This is a genomic window from Variovorax sp. RKNM96 (assembly GCF_017161115.1).
GTDB lineage: Bacteria > Pseudomonadota > Gammaproteobacteria > Burkholderiales > Burkholderiaceae_C > Variovorax.
In genome coordinates this window covers 3,957,925-3,975,984 of record NZ_CP046508.1, presented here as the reverse complement: position 1 = coordinate 3,975,984, position 18,060 = coordinate 3,957,925, and the positions used below count along the sequence as shown (strand labels likewise).

Annotated in this window: 18 protein-coding genes; 13 read left to right on the top strand and 5 right to left on the bottom strand. The window is 67.6% G+C overall.

Annotated elements, in window-relative coordinates; all coding sequences use genetic code 11:
- From GNX71_RS18270 to GNX71_RS18255, 4 genes are read left to right on the top strand one after another with little or no spacing between them, the layout of a single operon-like run.
- A complete protein-coding gene (locus GNX71_RS18270) occupies positions 1-906 on the top strand; it encodes a delta(1)-pyrroline-2-carboxylate reductase family protein (protein WP_206173631.1) in 906 nt (301 codons plus the stop codon).
- Positions 907-925: 19 nt separating this feature from the next.
- Complete coding sequence (locus GNX71_RS18265; RefSeq protein WP_206173630.1) at positions 926-2,098, top strand: FAD-binding oxidoreductase; 1,173 nt, start codon at positions 926-928, stop codon at positions 2,096-2,098.
- 47 nt (positions 2,099-2,145) lie between these two features.
- Positions 2,146-3,171: a class I fructose-bisphosphate aldolase gene (locus GNX71_RS18260; RefSeq protein WP_206173629.1), complete on the top strand. Its 1,026-nt coding sequence runs from the start codon at positions 2,146-2,148 to the stop codon at positions 3,169-3,171.
- Positions 3,172-3,180: 9 nt separating this feature from the next.
- Positions 3,181-4,476, top strand: a complete 1,296-nt coding sequence (locus tag GNX71_RS18255) for an acetyl-CoA hydrolase/transferase family protein (RefSeq protein WP_206173628.1) — start codon at positions 3,181-3,183, stop codon at positions 4,474-4,476.
- 116 nt (positions 4,477-4,592) lie between these two features.
- On the opposite strand, the gene GNX71_RS18250 is transcribed toward GNX71_RS18255, so the two are convergent.
- Complete coding sequence (locus GNX71_RS18250; protein ID WP_206173627.1) at positions 4,593-5,486, bottom strand: ribokinase; 894 nt, start codon at positions 5,484-5,486, stop codon at positions 4,593-4,595.
- Between the two features lie 233 nt (positions 5,487-5,719).
- Here GNX71_RS18250 and GNX71_RS18245 point away from each other — a divergent pair, with 233 nt between their 5' ends.
- From GNX71_RS18245 to GNX71_RS18215, 7 genes are read left to right on the top strand one after another with little or no spacing between them, the layout of a single operon-like run.
- The gene (locus tag GNX71_RS18245; RefSeq protein WP_206173626.1) at positions 5,720-6,661 is read left to right on the top strand and encodes an ABC transporter substrate-binding protein; all 942 of its coding nucleotides are present in this window, start codon (positions 5,720-5,722) and stop codon (positions 6,659-6,661) included.
- A gap of 35 nt (positions 6,662-6,696) precedes the next feature.
- Positions 6,697-8,187, top strand: coding sequence for a sugar ABC transporter ATP-binding protein (locus GNX71_RS18240; protein WP_241027332.1), 1,491 nt, complete (start codon positions 6,697-6,699; stop codon positions 8,185-8,187).
- Positions 8,184-8,915: an HAD family phosphatase gene (locus tag GNX71_RS18235; RefSeq protein ID WP_206173625.1), complete on the top strand. Its 732-nt coding sequence runs from the start codon at positions 8,184-8,186 to the stop codon at positions 8,913-8,915. The genes GNX71_RS18240 and GNX71_RS18235 overlap by 4 nt, the downstream gene beginning before the upstream one ends.
- A 38-nt stretch (positions 8,916-8,953) precedes the next feature.
- The gene (locus tag GNX71_RS18230) at positions 8,954-9,973 is read left to right on the top strand and encodes a ribose ABC transporter permease (RefSeq protein WP_206173624.1); all 1,020 of its coding nucleotides are present in this window, start codon (positions 8,954-8,956) and stop codon (positions 9,971-9,973) included.
- 8 nt (positions 9,974-9,981) lie between these two features.
- Entirely contained in the window at positions 9,982-11,640 is a 1,659-nt protein-coding gene (locus GNX71_RS18225; protein WP_206173623.1) for a ribulokinase, read from the top strand.
- Positions 11,627-12,325 carry an L-ribulose-5-phosphate 4-epimerase AraD gene (gene araD / locus GNX71_RS18220; RefSeq protein ID WP_206173622.1) on the top strand — a complete coding sequence of 233 codons (699 nt, stop codon included), beginning with the start codon at positions 11,627-11,629 and terminating at the stop codon, positions 12,323-12,325. The genes GNX71_RS18225 and araD overlap by 14 nt, the downstream gene beginning before the upstream one ends.
- Positions 12,326-12,340: 15 nt before the next feature.
- Positions 12,341-13,192, top strand: a complete 852-nt coding sequence (locus GNX71_RS18215; RefSeq protein WP_241026971.1) for a DeoR/GlpR family DNA-binding transcription regulator — start codon at positions 12,341-12,343, stop codon at positions 13,190-13,192.
- Positions 13,193-13,205: 13 nt separating this feature from the next.
- Here the strand turns inward: GNX71_RS18215 and msrA are convergent, their stop codons facing one another.
- From msrA to GNX71_RS18195, 4 genes are all read right to left on the bottom strand, one after another.
- Complete coding sequence (gene msrA / locus GNX71_RS18210; protein WP_206173621.1) at positions 13,206-13,907, bottom strand: peptide-methionine (S)-S-oxide reductase MsrA; 702 nt, start codon at positions 13,905-13,907, stop codon at positions 13,206-13,208.
- 84 nt (positions 13,908-13,991) lie between these two features.
- Positions 13,992-14,243 (bottom strand): pentapeptide MXKDX repeat protein, encoded by a 252-nt coding sequence (locus GNX71_RS18205; RefSeq protein WP_206173620.1) that lies wholly within the window; start codon positions 14,241-14,243, stop codon positions 13,992-13,994.
- Between the two features lie 76 nt (positions 14,244-14,319).
- Entirely contained in the window at positions 14,320-15,111 is a 792-nt protein-coding gene (locus GNX71_RS18200) for a molybdopterin-binding protein (RefSeq protein ID WP_206173619.1), read from the bottom strand.
- A gap of 1 nt (position 15,112) precedes the next feature.
- Entirely contained in the window at positions 15,113-15,745 is a 633-nt protein-coding gene (locus GNX71_RS18195; RefSeq protein WP_206173618.1) for a cytochrome b/b6 domain-containing protein, read from the bottom strand.
- Positions 15,746-15,842: 97 nt separating this feature from the next.
- Here GNX71_RS18195 and GNX71_RS18190 point away from each other — a divergent pair, with 97 nt between their 5' ends.
- Together GNX71_RS18190 and GNX71_RS18185 are read left to right on the top strand one after the other, a co-directional pair.
- Positions 15,843-16,571: a response regulator transcription factor gene (locus tag GNX71_RS18190; RefSeq protein ID WP_206173617.1), complete on the top strand. Its 729-nt coding sequence runs from the start codon at positions 15,843-15,845 to the stop codon at positions 16,569-16,571.
- The gene (locus GNX71_RS18185; RefSeq protein WP_206179545.1) at positions 16,571-18,058 is read left to right on the top strand and encodes a HAMP domain-containing sensor histidine kinase; all 1,488 of its coding nucleotides are present in this window, start codon (positions 16,571-16,573) and stop codon (positions 18,056-18,058) included. The genes GNX71_RS18190 and GNX71_RS18185 overlap by 1 nt, the downstream gene beginning before the upstream one ends.
- The last annotated feature ends 2 nt before the right edge of the window (positions 18,059-18,060 follow it).

Here is an 18,060-nt window from a genome sequence, read left to right as displayed (position 1 = left end):
ATGCGGACGCTGAACGCGGCGGAAACGGCGGCGGCACTGCCCTATGGCGCGCTGGTCGAGGCGCTGCTGCAGATGTTCGAGCGAGAGCGCCGGGGCGAGGCGCATGCTGCGACCCGGACCTCGGTCCCGCTCGCGGGCGGCGGTGTGCTGCTGCTGATGCCTGCATCGGATGCGCGCTTCGCGGCGCTCAAGACCGTGACCGTGCATGCCGGCAACGCCGGCCTCGGGTTGCCGGTGGTGCAGGGCGAGGTCACGCTGATGGACGCCGCCACGGGCACCCGGCTCCTCGCGATGGATGGCAATGTGCTGACGGCCCGACGCACCGCGGCGCTGTCGCTGGCCGGCGCAGCAAGGGCAGGGCGCAATGTGGGAGGCCGCATGCTGCTGATCGGCGCGGGCGTGCAGGCGCATTCGCATGCCGAAGCGTTCGCGGAAGTCGCAGGTGTGCGTCATCTATGGATTCATGCGCGCACGCAAGCCCATGCCGAGCAACTGGCGCAGCACATGCGGACGCTCGGCGTGGACGCCAGCGCGATCGATGATCCGGCGCAGGTTTCGGAAGAAGCCGACGTGATCGTCGCCACCACCAACTCGTCGAGTCCAGTGGTTCCATCACGGGTACGGCCGGACGCCACCGTCATCGCCGTCGGCGCCTACCGCCCCGACATGGCCGAGGTGCCGCCCGAACTCGTGCGCCGCTGTGCCGTGTTTGTGGATACGCTGGAGGGTGCGCGCGCCGAGGCGGGCGACCTGATCCAGGCGGGCATCGACTGGTCCACCGTGCAGGCCTTCGCGAAGGCGGAGCCGGCAAAGCAAGACCGGCCGGTGCTGATCAAGACCGTGGGCCATGCGCTGTGGGACCTCGCCGCGGCGCAACTGGCATACACGCATCGAGAGCAACGATGAAGCAAGGAAGAGAGCATTCATGCGTCGAGTGGTGATCATCGGCGGCGGGGCCATCGGCTCGGCCATCGCGTACTTCCTGACCCAGGATCCGCAGGCCGAGCCCTTCGAGGTCACGGTGGTCGAGCGCGACTTCTCGTACAAGCAGGCGTCGTCGGCGCTGTCGGCCAGCTCGATCCGGCAGCAGTTCTCCACCGCCATCAACATCGAGATGTCGTTCTACGGCATCGACTTCTTCCGGCATCTGGGCGAGACCTTGCGCGTCGGCGACGACGTGCCGGACATTGGCCTTGTCGAGCCGGGCTACCTGTACCTGGCCTCGTCGGCGGGCGTCGATGTCCTGCGCGAGAACCATGCGATGCAGAAGGCGCATGCGGTGGACGTGGCGTTGATGACGCCCGACGAACTGAAGGCGCGCTTTCCTTGGATATCGACCGAGGGCGTCGAACTCGCATCGCTGGGCCTCTCGGGCGAGGGCTGGTACGACGGCTACAGCCTGCTGCAGGCCTTCCGCAAGAAGGCCGCGTCGCAGGGCGCGCGCTATGTGCAGGCGCATGCCACGGGCCTGCGTCGCGAAGGCCGTGCCGTGACCGGCGTGCAGCTCGACAACGGCGAGACGCTCGATGCCGACATCGTCGTCAACGCCGCCGGCGCCTGGGCCGCGAAGGTGGCCGGGTGGGCCGGCATCGACCTGCCGGTGCGCGGCCGCCGCCGCAGCGTGTTCAGCTTCTCGTGCCCCGAGACCTTGCCTGGCTGCCCGCTGATCATCGACACCTCGGGCATCTGGCTGCGCCCCGAAGGCCGCCAGTTCATCTGCGGCTTCGCACCGCCCGAAGACCAGGACCACGATGACGCACCGCTCGACGTCGAATACGCCGCCTTCGACGAACTCATCTGGCCCGCGCTCGCCGAGCGGATCCCGGCCTTCGAAGCCATCCGCATGACCGGCGCCTGGGCCGGCTACTACGAGATGAACGTGTTCGACCACAACGCGATCCTCGGCCTGCACCCGGACTGCGACAACCTGTTCTTCGCCAACGGCTTCTCGGGCCACGGGCTGCAGCAATGCCCGGCGGCGGGGCGCGGCATTGCGGAGCTGATCCGCTTCGGCGAGTACCGCAGCCTCGATCTTTCGCCGGTCTCGTTTGCGCGCATCCTCGACAACAAGCCCTTGCTCGAAAAGAACGTGATCTAGATGCAGAGGGGGCAGGGGCGTACCATGCCCGCCAGAAAGGTGCCCCAATGACTGCACAGACATTGATCGATACCGCGAAGGCGCTGGTCGCCGACAACAAGGGCCTGCTCGCGATGGACGAGAGCAACGCCACCTGCAACAAGCGTTTCGCTGCACTCGGCATTCCGCAGACGGCGGATGCCAGGCGCGACTGGCGCGAGTTGATCGTCACCGCGCCCGGCCTCGCCGACAGCATCAGCGGCGCGATCCTGTTCGACGAGACCATCCGCCAGACCACCAACGCCGGAAAGCCATTCGCGAAAGCGTTGGCCGATGCGGGAATCATCCCCGGCATCAAGGTCGATACGGGCGCGAAGGCGCTGCCCGGCCATCCCGGCGAGACCGTCACCGAAGGCCTCGATGGCTTGCGCGAGCGGCTCGCGGAGTACGTCGGCATGGGCACCCGTTTCGCCAAATGGCGCGGCGTGATCGCCATCGGCGACGGCCTGCCTACGCGGGCCTGTATCGACGTCAACGCGCATGCGCTCGCACGCTACGCAGCGCTGTGCCAGGAGGCCGGCGTCGTGCCCATCGTCGAGCCAGAAGTGCTGATGGACGGCGGTCACTCCCTGGCGCGATGCGCCGAGGTCACCGAAGAGGTCTTGCGCGAAGTGTTCATCGAATTGAATGCACAGGGCGTGCTGCTCGAAGGCATGCTGCTCAAGCCGAACATGGTGCTGCCGGGGCAAGTCAGCCAATCGCAGGACAACGTCGATGCGGTGGCCGATGCCACGGTCGCTTGCCTGCTGCGCACGGTACCTGCCGCGGTGCCGGGCGTGGCGTTTCTCTCGGGTGGGCAATCGGCGCAGCTGGCTTCTGCACGGCTCAACACGATGAACGTGAAGTTCAAGTCGCGCATGCCTTGGGCGCTGACGTTTTCGTTCTCGCGCGCCGTGCAGCAACCGGCACTCGATCTCTGGAAAGGCCAGGCCGCCAACGTCGCAGAGGCCCAGAAGGCGCTCGTGTTCCGCACGGGCTGCAACAAGGCCGCGCGCGGCGGCACCTACGACGCGCAGGCCGATGCGCCGCGATAGAAAGCACGAATGACTGTCCAGGACCAGTACGCGAAGAAACGCGTCTCCGCCGCCGATGCCGTGCGCCTCGTGCGCAATGGCGATCTCATCATCGTGCCGACCGGCGTCGGCGAGCCGCCGTCGCTGCTCACGGCCCTGTCGGAGCAGCGCCGCGACTTCCGCGACGTCAAGGTCGCGCAGATCCTCGCGATGCGCAAGTACGCCTACATCGACCCCGAGACCGTGGAGCATGTGCGTCACGTCGCGCTGTTCTTCGGTGGTGCCACGCGCGCGGGTGGGCAGGAAGGCTGGATCGATTTCATCCCCAACTACTTCTCGGAAATTCCCGCGCAGATCGAGCGCGGCCAGATCCCCGCCGAGGTGGTCTTCAGCATGGCCTCGCCGATGGACGCGCACGGCTATTTCGCCGTGAGCCTGGGCGCCGACTACACGATGGCCGCCATCGCCAAGGCGCGCGCAGTGGTGCTGGAGGTGAACCCGAACGTGCCCTTCGCCCATGGCAACTGCCATGTGCACATCTCGCAGGTGGCGGCGCTGGTCGAAAGCGACGCACCGGTCATGGAAGTCGGCCTGCCCAAGATCGGCCCCGTGCAGGAAGCCATCGGCAAGCATGTGGCCGACCTGATCGACGACGGCTCGACGCTGCAGATCGGCTACGGCGGCATCCCCGACGCGGTGGTGATGCAGCTCACGCAAAAGCACGACCTGGGCATTCACACCGAGATGATCGGCGACGGCATCCTGACGCTGGTGGAGAGCGGCGCCGTCACCAACCGGCGCAAGAACTACCTGCCTGGCAAGACCATCGCCACCTTCGCGCTGGGGTCGAGCAAGCTCTACCGCTTCATGGACCGCAACCCGTCGCTGGAGATGCATCCGGTGAACTTCACCAATGACCCCGCGCTCGCGGGGTTGAACGACAACCTGATCGCCATCAACGCCACCTTGCAGATCGACCTGCTGGGGCAATGCGGCTCGGAGAGCCTGGGCCACGCGCCGTACTCAGGCACGGGTGGGCAGTCGGATTTCGTGCGCGCGGCCAACCGTTCGCGCGGCGGCAAGGCGTTCATCGTGCTGCCTTCGACCGCGAAGGGCGACACCATCACGCGCATCGTGCCCTCGCTCTCGCCCGGCACCCATGTGAGCACGAGCAAGAACGACATCAACTACGTGGTCACCGAATACGGCGTGGCGCAGCTGCGCGGCAAGTCGGCGAAGCAGCGGGCACAGGAGCTCATTGCGATCGCGCACCCGGATTTCCGGGCGGAGCTGACCGAGCAGGCCCGACGATCCAGGTTGCTGTAAGCCGGCGACGGGCTCCATCGTGATTGGTGTGTGCGGTATCGCCCCGGCGTCATACCCTCGAGCCGGCGAAAGTGCTGATATCCGCGAACGTCAGCGCTTCGGTTTGGTTCGACGCTTCAACTTGCGGCTTCGAGGAAGTCGCTGAGTTCCTGTCGGGTCGGCAGCGCGCTCTGCGAGCCGAAGCCGCGAACGGCCATGGCTGCCACTGCAGAGGCCATCCGCATCGCCTGCGGGATGCCGAGGGACCAATGAACTGCGAGCGTCGCGGCGAAGGCGTCGCCGGCGCCGGTCGTGTCGACCACTGGCACAGGGAAGGCGGGCTGCTCGTGCAGCGTGCCGTGTGCATCGACGTGCGCCGCGCCTTCGCTGCCGCGCGTCACGACGATGCGCCCCGGCCACCTTGCAAGTAAGGCACGCCAGTCGTCGCCGCCATCGCCGAAGCCCGCCCGCAGTTCGTGCTGGTTGACCAGGAAGAGATGCACGCGCCGCGCGAGTTCGGGCGGGACCGCGCCTGCCGGGGAGGGCGTCAGCAGAAAGGGCTTGCCGAAACGGTGCGCGAGTTCGGCGGCTTCCATGGCGGCCGAGCTCGGAATGCCCAGCTCGGCGAGCACCACGTCGCTGCGGGCGAACAGCGGCTCGGCGGCGCGCACATGGGCGGCAGTCAGGCGGTGGTTGGCACCCGGCACCACGGTGACGGCGCTTTCGCCCCGGCACGCGAACACGGCCGCGGCACCGGTGGGCGCGTCGGATGCCATCGCGACGTGCTCGGTGCGCACCCCCTCGGCGCGCAGATGTGCGAGCAACTCATGTCCTTCGGCATCGTCGCCGGCGCAGCCGACGAGCCAGGCCTCGGCGCCCAGGCGCGTGGCTGCCATCGCCTGGTCGGCGCCCTTGCCGCCGGGCGAGCGCCGAAAGCTCTGCCCGTCCAGCGTCTCGCCATTGCGCGGCAGGCATGGCGCCTCGAACACGTAGTCCATGTTGATGCCGCCTACGACCAGCAAGCGAGTCATGCCTGTCTTTTCCTTTTTTCTTTGCATCGCGGATTCGCAAGGCGCGGCAAGTATGCAGCATCCAATACGAACATAAACGGACAAAAAAAGAGGGATTTCCCTGAGATTAATTTCGATTTTGTGCGAATCAGAATGTTTGAATGAACAATAGAATCCTGTTCGTTCAACCGAACGAACGCCCGCTGGTCCCCAGCGCGCACCTTCTGCAAGAGCATTCAAAAGGAGACCGATCCATGAAGAAGTCGATGACTCGCTGCGTTGCAGCCGCCACCCTCGCACTGTTCGCGGGCCACGCGCTCGCCCAGGACAAGCCGCTCAAATCCATCGGCATCACGCTGGGCGACATGGCCAATCCGTTCTTCGTGGCCATCGGCCGCAGCGCGGAAGCCGAGGCGAAGAAGATCAACCCGGCGGTGAAGGTGACCACCGTGTCGAGCAAGTACGACCTGAACACCCAGGTCGACCAAATCGACAACTTCATCGCCAACAAGGTCGATGTGATCGTGCTGGGCGCTGCCGATTCCAAGGGCATCGCGCCGGCCGTCCGCAAGGCCCGCGCGGCGGGCGTGATCGTGGTGGCGGTGGACGTGACGGCCGAGGGGGCAGACGCCACCGTGATGTCCGACAACGCGATGGCCGGCGCCGAGTCGTGCAAGTTCCTGGCCGAACGCATCGGCGGCAAGGGCAACTTCGTGATCGTCAACGGCCCGCCGGTGTCGTCGATCATGGACCGCGTGAAGGGTTGCAAGGAGACGCTGGCCAAGTATCCCGGCATCAAGCTGGTGTCGGACAACCAGGACGCCAAGGGCAGCCGCGACGGCGGGCTGGCCGCCATGGCCAACATCCTGACGGCGCAGCCGAAGATCGATGCCGTGTTCGGCATCAACGACCCGACGGCCATCGGCGCGGAACTTGCGATCCGCCAGGCGCGCCGCACCGACATCAAGGTGACCGGCGGCGTCGACGGCTCGCCCGACGGCGAGGCCGCGCTCAAGGCCAAGGATTCGCTGTTCGTCGTCACGCCCGCGCAAGACCCGAACGAGATGGCCGCGGAGAGCGTGCGCGTGGCCTACGGCCTGCTCAACGGCCGCAAGCCCGCCAAGACCCTGAACCTGATGGCAACGCCGCTCACCACGCGCGACAACATCGGCGGCTACAAGGGCTGGGTGCGTTGAGCACGCAAGCAGCCATGGGCGAGTTCGTGCTGGAGATGTCCGGGATCCACAAGCGCTTCGGCGCGACCCGGGCGCTGCACGACATGCACCTGCAGGTGCGCCCCGGCGAGATCCACGCCCTCATGGGCGAGAACGGCGCGGGCAAGAGCACGCTGATGAAGATCCTCTCGGGCGTCTACCAGCCCGATGCCGGGCAGATCCGCGTGGCCGGCCAGCCCATGGCCATCCGCAGCCCTGCCCACGGCCAGCGCGCGGGCATCAACCTGATCTACCAGGAACTCAGCATCGCGCGGCATCTCACGGTGGCCGAGAACGTGTTCATGGGCAACGAGCCGCGCGCGGCGCTCTGGCTGGTCGACCGCGCGCGGATGCTGCGTGAGACCGAGCGCGTGCTGCAGTTGCTGGGCGCGCAGTTCGGCGCCGACTGGCCGGCCGGCCGGCTGTCGATTGCCGAGCAGCAGCAGGTCGAGATCGCCAGGGCGCTGGTGCACAAGGGCCGCATCCTGATCATGGACGAGCCGACGGCCGCGCTGTCGGACCGCGAGACGGCGCACCTCTTCCGCGTGATGCGCCGGCTGCGCGACGACGGCATCGCGATCATCTACATCAGCCACCGGATGGCCGAGGTCACGGCGCTGGCCGACCGGGTGACGGTGCTGCGCGACGGCTGCCATGTGGCCGACCTGGCGCGCGAGGAGATCGACGAGCAGCGCATCGTGCAGATGATGGTCGGGCGCGCGCTCACCGACTTCTACCAGCACCGCGGCCAGCGCAAGCCCGGCCGCGTGATGCTGGAACTGCAGGACGTGAGCGGGCCGCGCAATCGTCCGAGCAGCCTGCGCGTGCACGCGGGCGAGGTGCTGGGCCTGGCCGGGCTGGTCGGCGCAGGGCGCTCGGAGCTTGCACGGCTCGTGGTGGGGGCGGATGCGCGCCCCGGTGGCGTCGTCCGCGTCGACGGCAAGCCGGTCGACGTGCGCCGTCCGCTCGATGCCATCCGCCTCGGCCTGGGCTACGTGCCCGAGGACCGCAAGGGGCAGGGCCTGTTCCTGCAGCTCAGTGCGCTGACCAATGTCGCGATCAACGTGCTGCCCAGGCACGCGGTCGCGGGCGTGCTGAACCACGGCGCGCTCGACCGCCTGACACGCCAGGCCATCGCGCGGCTCAACGTGAAGATCGCGGGCCCGCAGGGCATCGTGGGCGCGCTGTCGGGCGGCAACCAGCAGAAGCTGCTGCTGGCGCGCTGGCTCGAGATCCAGCCGCGCGTGCTGATCCTCGATGAGCCGACGCGCGGCGTGGACGTCGGCGCCAAGAGCGAGATCTACAAGATCATCGGCGAGCTGTCGGAGGCCGGCGTCGCCGTGGTCGTGATCTCGAGCGAGCTGCCCGAGATCGTCGGCGTGTGCGACCGCGTGCTCGTGATGCGCGAAGGCGCCATCGCGGGCGAACTCGCGGGCGATCGCATCACCCAGGAAAACATCATTCAACTCGCAGTCAATGCTCCCGAGCCGGAGCGGCGCATCGCATGAACACCTTCACCGCAACGAACCCTTCTTCTCCTTCTTCTTCGCTCCAGGCCGTGGTCTTCGACATGGACGGCGTGCTGATCGACACCGAGATCGTCTGGCAGCGCGTGCGCGAGGACTTCGCAGAGAGCATCGGCGCGCGCTGGACCACCGAGGACCAGGAGTCGACGATGGGCACCAACACCGCGGCCTGGTCGCGCATCATGGTCGAGCGCCTGCAACTGCGCGAGCGCAACGGCATGGACGAAGCGGCGGTGGCGGACGAGATCGTGGGGCGCATGCTGGCGCAATACCAGCGCCATCTGCCCCTGCGTGCGGGCGCCGTCGCGGCCGTGCAGATGGCCGCGCAGTCGCACGTGGTGGCGCTGGCCACGGGCTCGCCGGCATTGCTTGCACGGCATGTGCTGGAGGCCAGCGGACTCGCGCCGCTGATGAAAGCCGTGGTCTGCGGCGACGACGTCGAGCACGGCAAGCCGGCCCCCGACATCTACCTGCTTGCCCTGGCGCGCATCGGCGTCGCGCCGCACGCGGCCGTGGGTATCGAGGACAGCGCCAACGGCCTGCGCTCGCTCAAGGCGGCCGGCATGGCCGCGATCGCCGCGCCCGGCCCGGACTATCCGCTGTCGGCCGAGGCGCTCGCGCTGGCCGACCTGCGCATCGACACCATGCAGGCGCTGACGCCCGAACTGCTGCAGCAGGCGCACGCGAATTCGGCGCGCACACCGCGCTGATGTCGCGCTCCGCATCACACCTTCACGAGACGACTACCATGTCAAAGACCCTCACCTCCAACGCAGTCCCGGCGGCGTCCCCGCCGGTCCGTACCGGCCGCGCAACCGGCATCCTCCAGCGCCTGGGCATGCTGCCCGCGTTGCTGATCCTCTATGTCGTCTTCTGGGGCCTCACCGTGTACGTCTCGGGCGACGGCAGCTCGAACTTCGCGACCACCGCGAACACGATGAACATCCTGCGCCAGGTCTCGATCAACCTGGTGCTCGCGGCCGGCATGACCTTCGTGATCCTCACCGCCGGTATCGACCTCTCGGTGGGCTCGATGCTGGCGGTATCGGCCGTGCTGGGCATGCTGACCTCGCTCACGCCGTACGCGGCGATGTCGCTGCCGGTGTTCCTTGCCGCGGGCCTGGTGATGGGGCTCATCAACGGCACCACGGTGGCGCTGCTGAAGATCAATCCCTTCATCGTGACCCTGGGCACCATGACCGCGCTGCGCGGTGCCGCCTACCTGTTCGCCGACGGCACCACGGTGCTCAACAGCGAGATCCCGAGCTTCGGCTGGATCGGCAACGAAGACTTCCTGGGGCTGCCCTGGCTGGTGTGGATCGCCGCCGGCGTGGCGCTGCTGTCGTGGGTCATCCTGCGCAAGACCATTCTCGGCCTGCACATCTACGCGGTGGGCGGCAATCCCGAGGCGGCGCGCCTCACGGGCATCGGCGTGGGCGGCGTGCTGCTCTTCGTCTATGCGATCAGCGGCCTGTTCTCGGGCCTGGCCGGCGCCATGTCCGCGAGCCGGCTGTTCGGCGCCAACGGCAACTGGGGCACCGGCTACGAGCTCGATGCGATCGCGGCGGTGGTGCTGGGTGGCACCAGCCTGATGGGCGGCGTGGGCTCGATCGGCGGCACCATCATCGGCGCGCTGATCATCGGCGTGATCAACAACGGCCTGACCATCCTGGGCGTCTCGTCCTTCTGGCAGTACGTGGCCAAGGGCGCGGTGATCCTGCTCGCAGTAATCATCGACAGATGGCGCCAGAAGCAAGCGCAGCACTGAGGACCATGATGACCAGAACCCATGTCATCGGCGTCGACTTCGGCTCCGATTCGTGCCGCTGCGTGATCGCGGACACCGCCACCGGCGAGGAGCTCGCCAGCGCGGTGGCGGCCTTTCCGCGCTGGGCGGCCAGCCTGTACTGCGACCCCGTGCGGCGCATTTTCCGCCAGCATCCGCAGGACCATCTCGATGCGCTGACCCAGGCGGTGCGTGCCGCGCTGTCGCAGGTGGCGCCCGAGGTCCGGGCGAGCGTGCGCGGCCTGTCGATTGCGACCACCGGCTCCACCTCCGCGCCGGTCGACGAGACCGGCTGTCCGCTCGCGCTGCGGCCGGCCTTCGCCGACAACCCGAACGCGATGTTCCTGATGTGGAAGGACCACAGCGCCACGCTGGAGGCCGAGCAGATCACCGCCGCCGCCCGCACCTGGGGCGGCGTCGACTACACCGCGCACATCGGCGGCGTCTACTCGGCCGAGTGGTACTGGGCCAACCTGCTGTGGGTGTTCCGGCACGACGCGCAGGTGCGCCGGGCCACCGCGAGCTGGGTCGAGCATTGCGACTGGCTGCCGGCTGAGCTCACCGGGACCACCGCGCCGGGCCGGATGCGCCGCAGCCGCTGCGCCGCCGGACACAAGGCGATGTGGAACGAGCGCCATGGCGGCTTGCCGTCGCAGGCCTTCCTCAGCCACCTCGACCCGTTGCTCGACGGCATCCGCGACCGGCTGTACGAAGAAACCTGGACCGCCGAGACGCCCATCGGCGTGCTGACGCCCGCCTGGGCCGACCGGCTGGGCCTGCCCGGCGACGTGGTGGTCGGCGTGGGGGCCTTCGATGCCCACATGGGCGCCGTCGGTGCGGGCATCCGCCACCACACGCTGGTCAAGATCATGGGCACCTCGACCTGCGACATCGTGCTGGCGCCGACCGACGAACTCGCGGACCGCGTGGTCGAGGGCATCTGCGGCCAGGTCGACGGCTCGGTGATGGCCGGGGCCACCGGCCTGGAAGCGGGGCAGTCGGCGGTCGGCGATGCCTTCGCATGGTTCGCGCGGGTGCTGGAATGGCCGCTGCCCGGGGGGCCGAACCGCGATGCGCTGCGCGCCGAATTGTTGCCGATGCTCGAGCGTGCCGCCGCGCTGGAGCCCCCGGGCGCGCACGGCGTGGCCGCGCTCGACTGGCTCAACGGGCGCCGCACGCCCTATGCCGACCAGACGCTGCACGGCGCGCTGTGCGGCCTGTCGCTGGGCAGCTCGGCGCCGCAGCTCTACCGCGCGCTGGTCGAGGCCACGGCCTTCGGCGCGAAGGCCATCGTCGACCGCTTCACCGACGCGGGCGTGCGCATCGACGAGGTGCTCGCGATCGGCGGCGTGGCGCGCAAGTCGGCGCTGCTGATGCAGATCCAGGCCGACGTGTTCGACCAGCGCATCCGCGTGGCGAAGTCGGAGCAGGCCGTCGCGCTGGGCGCCGCCATGTGCGCGGCGGTGGCATGCGGCATTCATCCCGACATTCCGGCCGCGCAGCGCGCCATGGCCTGCGGCTTCGACCTGGTCTACGAGCCGCGGCCGGCGGAGGCCGAGGCCTACCGCTCGCTGTTCCGGCGCTATATGGAAATGGGTGCCCTGATGCAGGGCATGAAGGAAGAGAAGGCGATCCATGACGCTGCATAAAGAACTCAAGCGAGAGGCCTACGAGGCCAACCTGGAAATCCCGAAACAGGCGCTGGCGCTGTACACCTTCGGCAACGTGAGCGCCTTCGATGCCCGCCAGGGCGTCTTCGCGATCAAGCCCAGCGGCATGCCCTACGAGGAGATGACGGCCGACGACATGGTGGTGGTCGATCTCGAATCGCGCGTGGTCGAAGGCCAGCTGCGGCCATCGAGCGACACCAAGACCCACGCTGTGCTCTACCGCGCGTTCGAAGGCATCGGCGGCGTCTGCCACACGCACTCGGTACATGCGGTTGCCTGGGCCCAGGCCCGGCGGCCCATTCCCATCTACGGTACCACGCATGCGGACCACCTCACGGTGGCGGTGCCGGTCACCGAGGTCATCAGCGACGAGGCCGTGGCGCGCGACTACGAGGAGGAAACCGGCCACCAGATCGTGCGCAGAATGCAGGGCATCTCGCCGCAGGAGGTCGAGATGATCGTGGTGTCGTGCCACGGGCCGTTCACCTGGGGAAAGACTGCGATGAAATCCGTGTACAACGCACGCGTGCTCGAGGAACTGGCCCAGATGGCCTATCTCACGCAATCGATCGACCCCATGGCGCGCGAGTTGCCGCCCGCCGTGATCCGCAAGCACTACGAACGCAAGCATGGCGCCGGCGCCTACTATGGGCAGGCCCGATAGAAACACGAACCCGCAATGACCCGAAACGCTTCCCGCCCCGCGCCCGTGACCGCCGAGTCGTCGCCCGATCCGTCGCGCCAGGAAGCCCTGCAGGCGACGACGGCGGAGCATCGGCACATGCTGATCCTGAAGGTGCTCGCGCAGGAGGGTGCCTGCCGCGTCAGCGACATGGCCAAGCGGTTCACGCTGTCGGAGATGACGCTTCGGCGCGATCTGCAGGAGATGCACGATGCCGGCCTGCTCAAGCGCGTGCACGGCGGCGCGCTGGCCATCGGCCGCGACACGGAGTTCGGCGTGCGCCTCCAGGAAGGCTCGTCGCAAAAGCAGCAGATCGGTCAGGCGGCAGTTGGCCTGATCCAGGACGGCTGGTCGATCTACCTGGACGCGGGCACCACCTCGATGGAGGTGGCGCGCGCGATCCTGCAGGGCCTTGCGAACGTGAAGCGACTTGCGATCGTCACCAACGGCATCAACATCGCCGCCGAACTGGTGGGCCGCACGCCCTACGACATCTACGCGATCGGCGGCGAGATCTACGCCACCGGCGTGAGCGCGGTGGGACCGATGGCGCTGGCCCAGGTGGCGAATTTCCATTTCGACCTGTTCTTCATGGGCGCGCGCGGGGTCGACGCCGAGGTCGGCTGGACCAACACCAACCACCTCGAGACGCAGCTCAAGCATGCGGTGATGGCGCGCAGCCGGCAGGTGTGCGCGATCGTGGACAGCAACAAGTGGGGCCAGCGCGCGCTGGTCTCGGTGGTGCCCTTCGGCACAGTGACGCACTGGGTCTGCGATGCGCAACTGCCGCAGGAGGCGCGCGACGCGGCCAAGGCCCAGGGGGTCGCGCTGATCCTTGCCGGCGACTGAGAGGGGATTGCGACTACCCGGCCTTCGCGCCGCGCACCAGCGATGGCGTCGCCTTGTAGCTCTCCGGGAACAGCTTCTTCAGGTCGTCGATCTTGGGCATGTCGTTGATCGCGATGTAGGGCTGGCTCGGGTTGAGCGTCAGGTAGTCCTGGTGATAGTCCTCGGCCGCGTAGAAGGGCTTGGCCGTCTCGATGGTGGTGGCGAGCGGCTTGCCGAAGGTCTTGGCCTGGTTCAGCTGCGCGATGTATTCCTTGGCGATGCGGGCCTGCTCGGCGTTTTCGGCGAACACGGTGGAGCGGTACTGCGTGCCGGTGTCGGGGCCCTGGCGATTCAGCTCAGTCGGGTCGTGGGCCACCGAGAAATAGATCTGCAGCAGCTTGCCGTAGCTGATCTGCTGGGGGTCGTAGGTGATGCGCACCGATTCGGCATGGCCGGTGCGGCCCGAGCCCACTTCGTCGTAGCGCGCGGTCTTGGCATCCCCGCCGGCGTAGCCCGACACCGCGTTGCTCACGCCCTTGACGCGCTGGAACACGCCCTGCACGCCCCAGAAGCAGCCGCCCGCGAACACGGCGGTTTCGGTTTTTGCGGTGGCCGGGGCGATCAGGTCGGCGGTGGGGGCGGGCACGCGCTTGGCCGGTTCGGCGAACGAGGGCACGGCATACCAGACCAGGGCGGCCGCAGCCAGTGCGCCAGCGGTGAGTGCGAGGGATTTCATGTGTAGTCCTTGAAGGAGGTTCGGTCCTGGAGCCGATGGCGGCGACATTGCCGCCGAATCCACCGGCCGTCAATGGCGCGTCGCTTACTTCTTCATCTCGTCCTTGCCCATGCTGTCCTTCTTCATGGCGTCCTTGGACATCGAGTCCTTGGCCATCGAATCCTTCTTCATCCCGTCTTTCGACATGGAATCCTTGGCCATCGAGTCTTTCTTCATCGCGTCCTTCGACATCGAATCCTTGGCCATGCCGTCCTTGGCCATTTCGTCCGCGGCGAAGGCCGAGGCGCCGGCAAAGGCCATGCAGGTCGCGAGCAGGGTTGCGGTGAGCTTGTTCATTGGAAGTCCTTGAGTTGAGGTTGAGGTTTTTGCTTTCGCGCTTTTCATCGGCAGTTCAGGCGTCATGGACGACACCTCAGCTCCCTCCGAACCAGTTGTAGCCCTGGTCTTCCCAGTAGCCACCTGTGTAGGTGTTGGTGACGAACATCGCCTTGATGTGCTTGGGGTTCTTGTAGCCAAGCTTGGTCGGCATCCGCAGCTTCATCGGGAAGCCGTACTTCGGCGGCAGCGGCTGGCCGTCATAGGTGAGCGTGAGCAGCGTCTGCGGGTGCAGCGCGGTGGGCATGTCGATGCTGGTGTAGTAGTCGTCGGCGCACTTGAAGCCGACGTACTTGGCGGTCGTGTCCGCGCCGATGTGGCGCAGGAAATCGGCAAAGCGCACGCCGCCCCACTTGCCGATGGCGCTCCAACCCTCCACGCAGATGTGACGCGTGACCTGGTCGTGCTGCGGCATGGCGCGCAGCTCGGGCAGCGTCCAGCTGCGCTTGTCGGCGACCATGCCGGTCACTTCGAGCTTGTAGGTGGCTTCGTCGACCTCGCGGATCTCGTCCTCGCCGTAGTAGGCGTTGAACGGAAAGGGCCGCGTGATCATCGACTCGGGGAAGGTCTCGGCCAGCTGCGTGGGGCTGAAGATCAGGCCCTGCACCTTGTCGTTGAAGCGCGAGATCTTCGAGAGCGCGGCTTCCACATGGCTGTCGTCGCTGATGCTGCAGCCCGTGAGCAGCGAGAGGCCGCCCAGCGTGAGCGAGCGCTGCAGGAAGGCACGGCGTGCGGGCTGGTCCAGGTTCTTCGCGATCAGCGTGCGGGCCTCGCGCACCACGGCATCGCCGTCGACGCCGGTCATCTTTGGGGCTTTGAAGATTCTCATGTCAGGCTTTGGGCGCGCGGCCGCGGATCATGGTGAGAAGGGTGCGGGGCACCAGCGCCACCATCACCAGGTGCAAGGCGACGAAAGCAACGAGCGACGCCATGCCGAAGAAGTGGATGCGGCGCGCGAATTCGTAGCCGCCCAACAGGTCTCGCAGCACGGCGAACTGCACCGACTTCCACAGCACCAGGCCCGAGAGCACGATCACCACGATGTCGAGCATCACGAACAGGTAGGCCAGCCGCTGCACGCTGTTGTAGCGGCGCGGGTCGGCATGCGAGAGCTTGCCCTTGAGCGCGGCGAGCGCGTCGTGCCAGATGCCGGCCGGCGTGACGGGGAAGAACTTGTGGGCCAACCGTCCGCTCGCGATGTTGATTGCCAGGTACACGAACCCGTTGAACACCAGCAGCCACATCGCCGCGAAGTGCCACTGCAGCGCACCGCCGAGCCAACCGCCGAGCGTGACCGAGTTCGGAATGCTGAACGGGAAGAACGGCGCCGCGTTGTAGATGCGCCAGCCGCTGGTTACCAGCACGAGCACGGCCAGGGCGTTGAGCCAGTGCGTGATGCGCATCCACAGCGGGTGGATGGGGCGGGCATCGGGTGCAATGCTTGCGAGGGCTGTGCTGTTCATGGGGTGGATTCTTGGGCGCACCCCATGGCCGATTCATCACGCAAAGTTCAATTAATCGTGATAACTCGGGAATCCGTATCGCGGGACAATCGGCGCCATGGACACCCCAAAACGCGTGCTGATCGTCGAGGACGACGCCCACATCGCCGAACTGCTGCGCATGCACCTGCGCGACGAAGGCTATGCGATCGAACACGCCGCCGACGGCCATGCGGGCCTGCGTGAGCTGGAGCGCGGCAACTGGGACGCGCTGGTGCTCGACCTGATGCTGCCCGGCGTCGATGGCCTCGAGATCTGCCGCCGCGCGCGGGCCATGGCGCGCTACACACCGATCATCATCATCAGCGCGCGCTCGAGCGAGGTGCACCGCATCCTCGGGCTGGAGCTGGGCGCCGACGACTACTTGGCCAAGCCCTTCTCGGTGCTGGAACTGGTGGCGCGGGTGAAGGCGCTGATGCGGCGCACCGACGCGCTGGCGCGCAATGCGCGCATGGAGTCGGGCAGCCTCACACTGGGCAACCTCGACATCGAGCCGCTGGCGCGCGAGGTGCGCGTGGACGGCAAGCTCATCGAGCTCACGCCGCGCGAGTTCGATCTGTTGTATTTCTTTGCGCGCAACCCCGGCAAGGTGTTTTCGCGGCTCGATCTGCTCAACCAGGTGTGGGGCTACCAGCACGATGGGTACGAGCACACGGTCAACACGCACATCAACCGGCTGCGCACCAAGGTCGAGGCCGATCCGGCGGAGCCGCGACGCATCCTGACGGTCTGGGGGCGGGGCTACAAGCTTTCGCCGACGGGCACGGGTGATGAGGGCGCCGCATGATGGCCTGGGCCACGCTTTCTCGCCGTCTCTCGATGGTGTTCGCGGTGCTGCTGCTGGCCTGCTATGGCGCCTCGGCCTGGCTGCAGATGCGCTCCAGCGGCCTGCACGAGCAGGAGGTGGTGCAGCGCCTGTCGGGCGGGCTCGCCGCGCACATCGCCGAGAACTCGGAGCTGATGCAACCCGGTGGCCTGAACCAGGCCGCGGTGAAGGACCTGTTCGACAAGCTGATGGCAGTGAACCCCAGCGTCGAGGTCTACCTGCTGGGCCTGGACGGCCGCATCGAGGCGCAGGCCGCGCCGCCTGGACATATGAAGCGCGAGCGCGTGGCGCTGGAGCCGATCCGTCAGCTCCTGTCGGGCGCGCCGCTGCCGATATTGGGCGACGACCCGCGCAGTGCCGATGCGGCCAAGGTGTTCAGCGCCGCGCCGCTGAAGATGGGCGGGCGCGATGCCGGCTATGTGTACGTGGTGCTGCAGGGCGAGGACTACGACACGCTCGCGGCCAACGTCGCGACCGACAACGTGCTGCGCACCACGCTCTGGTCGATGGCGCTGGTCGCGCTGCTCGGGCTCATCGCGGGGCTGGCGGCCTTCCGGCTCATCACACGGCCCTTGCGCGAGCTGACGAAGGCGGTCAAGCGCTTCGAGACCGAAGGCATCGCCTCGCTCGAGAGTGAAGCGCCCACGCTGGAGCGGCTCTCTCACGGCAGCGACGAGATCGCCCTGCTGGGACAAGCCTTCACGCAGATGACGCGCCGCATCGCCGAGCAATGGCGCGAGCTCACGCTGCAGGACCAGCAGCGCCGCGAGCTCTTCGCCAACATCTCGCACGACCTGCGCACGCCGCTGACCTCGCTACACGGGTATCTCGAAACGCTGCTGCTCAAGGCCGGCACGCTCAGCGACGAAGAACGGCGGCGCTACCTGGAGATCGCGCTCGGCCAGAGCCGCAAGGTGGGCCGGTTGGCGCAGGAGCTGTTCGAATTGGCACGGCTCGAGTACGGCGTGGTCAAGCCCGAGAAGGAGAACTTCGCGCTCGCCGACCTGGTGCAGGACGTGTTCCAGAAATTCGAGCTCGCGGCGGAGGCTCGCCACCAGCAGCTCAAGCCCGACATCGCGCCGGGCCTGCCGGTGGTGTCGGCCGACCTCGGGATGATCGAGCGCGTGCTGACCAACCTGCTGGACAACGCCATCCGCCACACGCCGCCCGGCGGCGAGATCGAGGTGCAGTTGCGGCCCGCGAACGCCGGCGTGGCGGTGCAGGTGAGCGACACGGGGCCGGGCATTCCGGGCGAGTTGCAGAAGGGGCTTTTCGTGCGGCCCGTGTTCATGAGCGGTGCGCGCAGCGACGGCTCGGGCAGCGGCGGGCTGGGGCTGGTGATCGTGCAGCGCATCCTGCAGCTGCATGGCAGCGACATCCGGCTGGTGCCGCAGGCGGGCAAGGGGGCGGTATTCCGCTTCCAGCTGGGCGGCGCGCAGGGCGCCTGAAT

What these genes read in the sequence shown, in the direction of transcription:
- GNX71_RS18270 (WP_206173631.1), top strand. Translation starts at nt 1, where the DNA reads ATGCGGACGCTGAACGCGGCGGAAACGGCGGCGGCACTGCCCTATGGC.
- GNX71_RS18265 (WP_206173630.1), top strand. Translation starts at nt 926, where the DNA reads ATGCGTCGAGTGGTGATCATCGGCGGCGGGGCCATCGGCTCGGCCATC.
- GNX71_RS18260 (WP_206173629.1), top strand. Translation starts at nt 2,146, where the DNA reads ATGACTGCACAGACATTGATCGATACCGCGAAGGCGCTGGTCGCCGAC.
- GNX71_RS18255 (WP_206173628.1), top strand. Translation starts at nt 3,181, where the DNA reads ATGACTGTCCAGGACCAGTACGCGAAGAAACGCGTCTCCGCCGCCGAT.
- GNX71_RS18250 (WP_206173627.1), bottom strand. Translation starts at nt 5,486, where the DNA reads ATGACTCGCTTGCTGGTCGTAGGCGGCATCAACATGGACTACGTGTTC.
- GNX71_RS18245 (WP_206173626.1), top strand. Translation starts at nt 5,720, where the DNA reads ATGAAGAAGTCGATGACTCGCTGCGTTGCAGCCGCCACCCTCGCACTG.
- GNX71_RS18240 (WP_241027332.1), top strand. Translation starts at nt 6,697, where the DNA reads ATGTCCGGGATCCACAAGCGCTTCGGCGCGACCCGGGCGCTGCACGAC.
- GNX71_RS18235 (WP_206173625.1), top strand. Translation starts at nt 8,184, where the DNA reads ATGAACACCTTCACCGCAACGAACCCTTCTTCTCCTTCTTCTTCGCTC.
- GNX71_RS18230 (WP_206173624.1), top strand. Translation starts at nt 8,954, where the DNA reads ATGTCAAAGACCCTCACCTCCAACGCAGTCCCGGCGGCGTCCCCGCCG.
- GNX71_RS18225 (WP_206173623.1), top strand. Translation starts at nt 9,982, where the DNA reads ATGACCAGAACCCATGTCATCGGCGTCGACTTCGGCTCCGATTCGTGC.
- araD (WP_206173622.1), top strand. Translation starts at nt 11,627, where the DNA reads ATGACGCTGCATAAAGAACTCAAGCGAGAGGCCTACGAGGCCAACCTG.
- GNX71_RS18215 (WP_241026971.1), top strand. Translation starts at nt 12,341, where the DNA reads ATGACCCGAAACGCTTCCCGCCCCGCGCCCGTGACCGCCGAGTCGTCG.
- msrA (WP_206173621.1), bottom strand. Translation starts at nt 13,907, where the DNA reads ATGAAATCCCTCGCACTCACCGCTGGCGCACTGGCTGCGGCCGCCCTG.
- GNX71_RS18205 (WP_206173620.1), bottom strand. Translation starts at nt 14,243, where the DNA reads ATGAACAAGCTCACCGCAACCCTGCTCGCGACCTGCATGGCCTTTGCC.
- GNX71_RS18200 (WP_206173619.1), bottom strand. Translation starts at nt 15,111, where the DNA reads ATGAGAATCTTCAAAGCCCCAAAGATGACCGGCGTCGACGGCGATGCC.
- GNX71_RS18195 (WP_206173618.1), bottom strand. Translation starts at nt 15,745, where the DNA reads ATGAACAGCACAGCCCTCGCAAGCATTGCACCCGATGCCCGCCCCATC.
- GNX71_RS18190 (WP_206173617.1), top strand. Translation starts at nt 15,843, where the DNA reads ATGGACACCCCAAAACGCGTGCTGATCGTCGAGGACGACGCCCACATC.
- GNX71_RS18185 (WP_206179545.1), top strand. Translation starts at nt 16,571, where the DNA reads ATGGCCTGGGCCACGCTTTCTCGCCGTCTCTCGATGGTGTTCGCGGTG.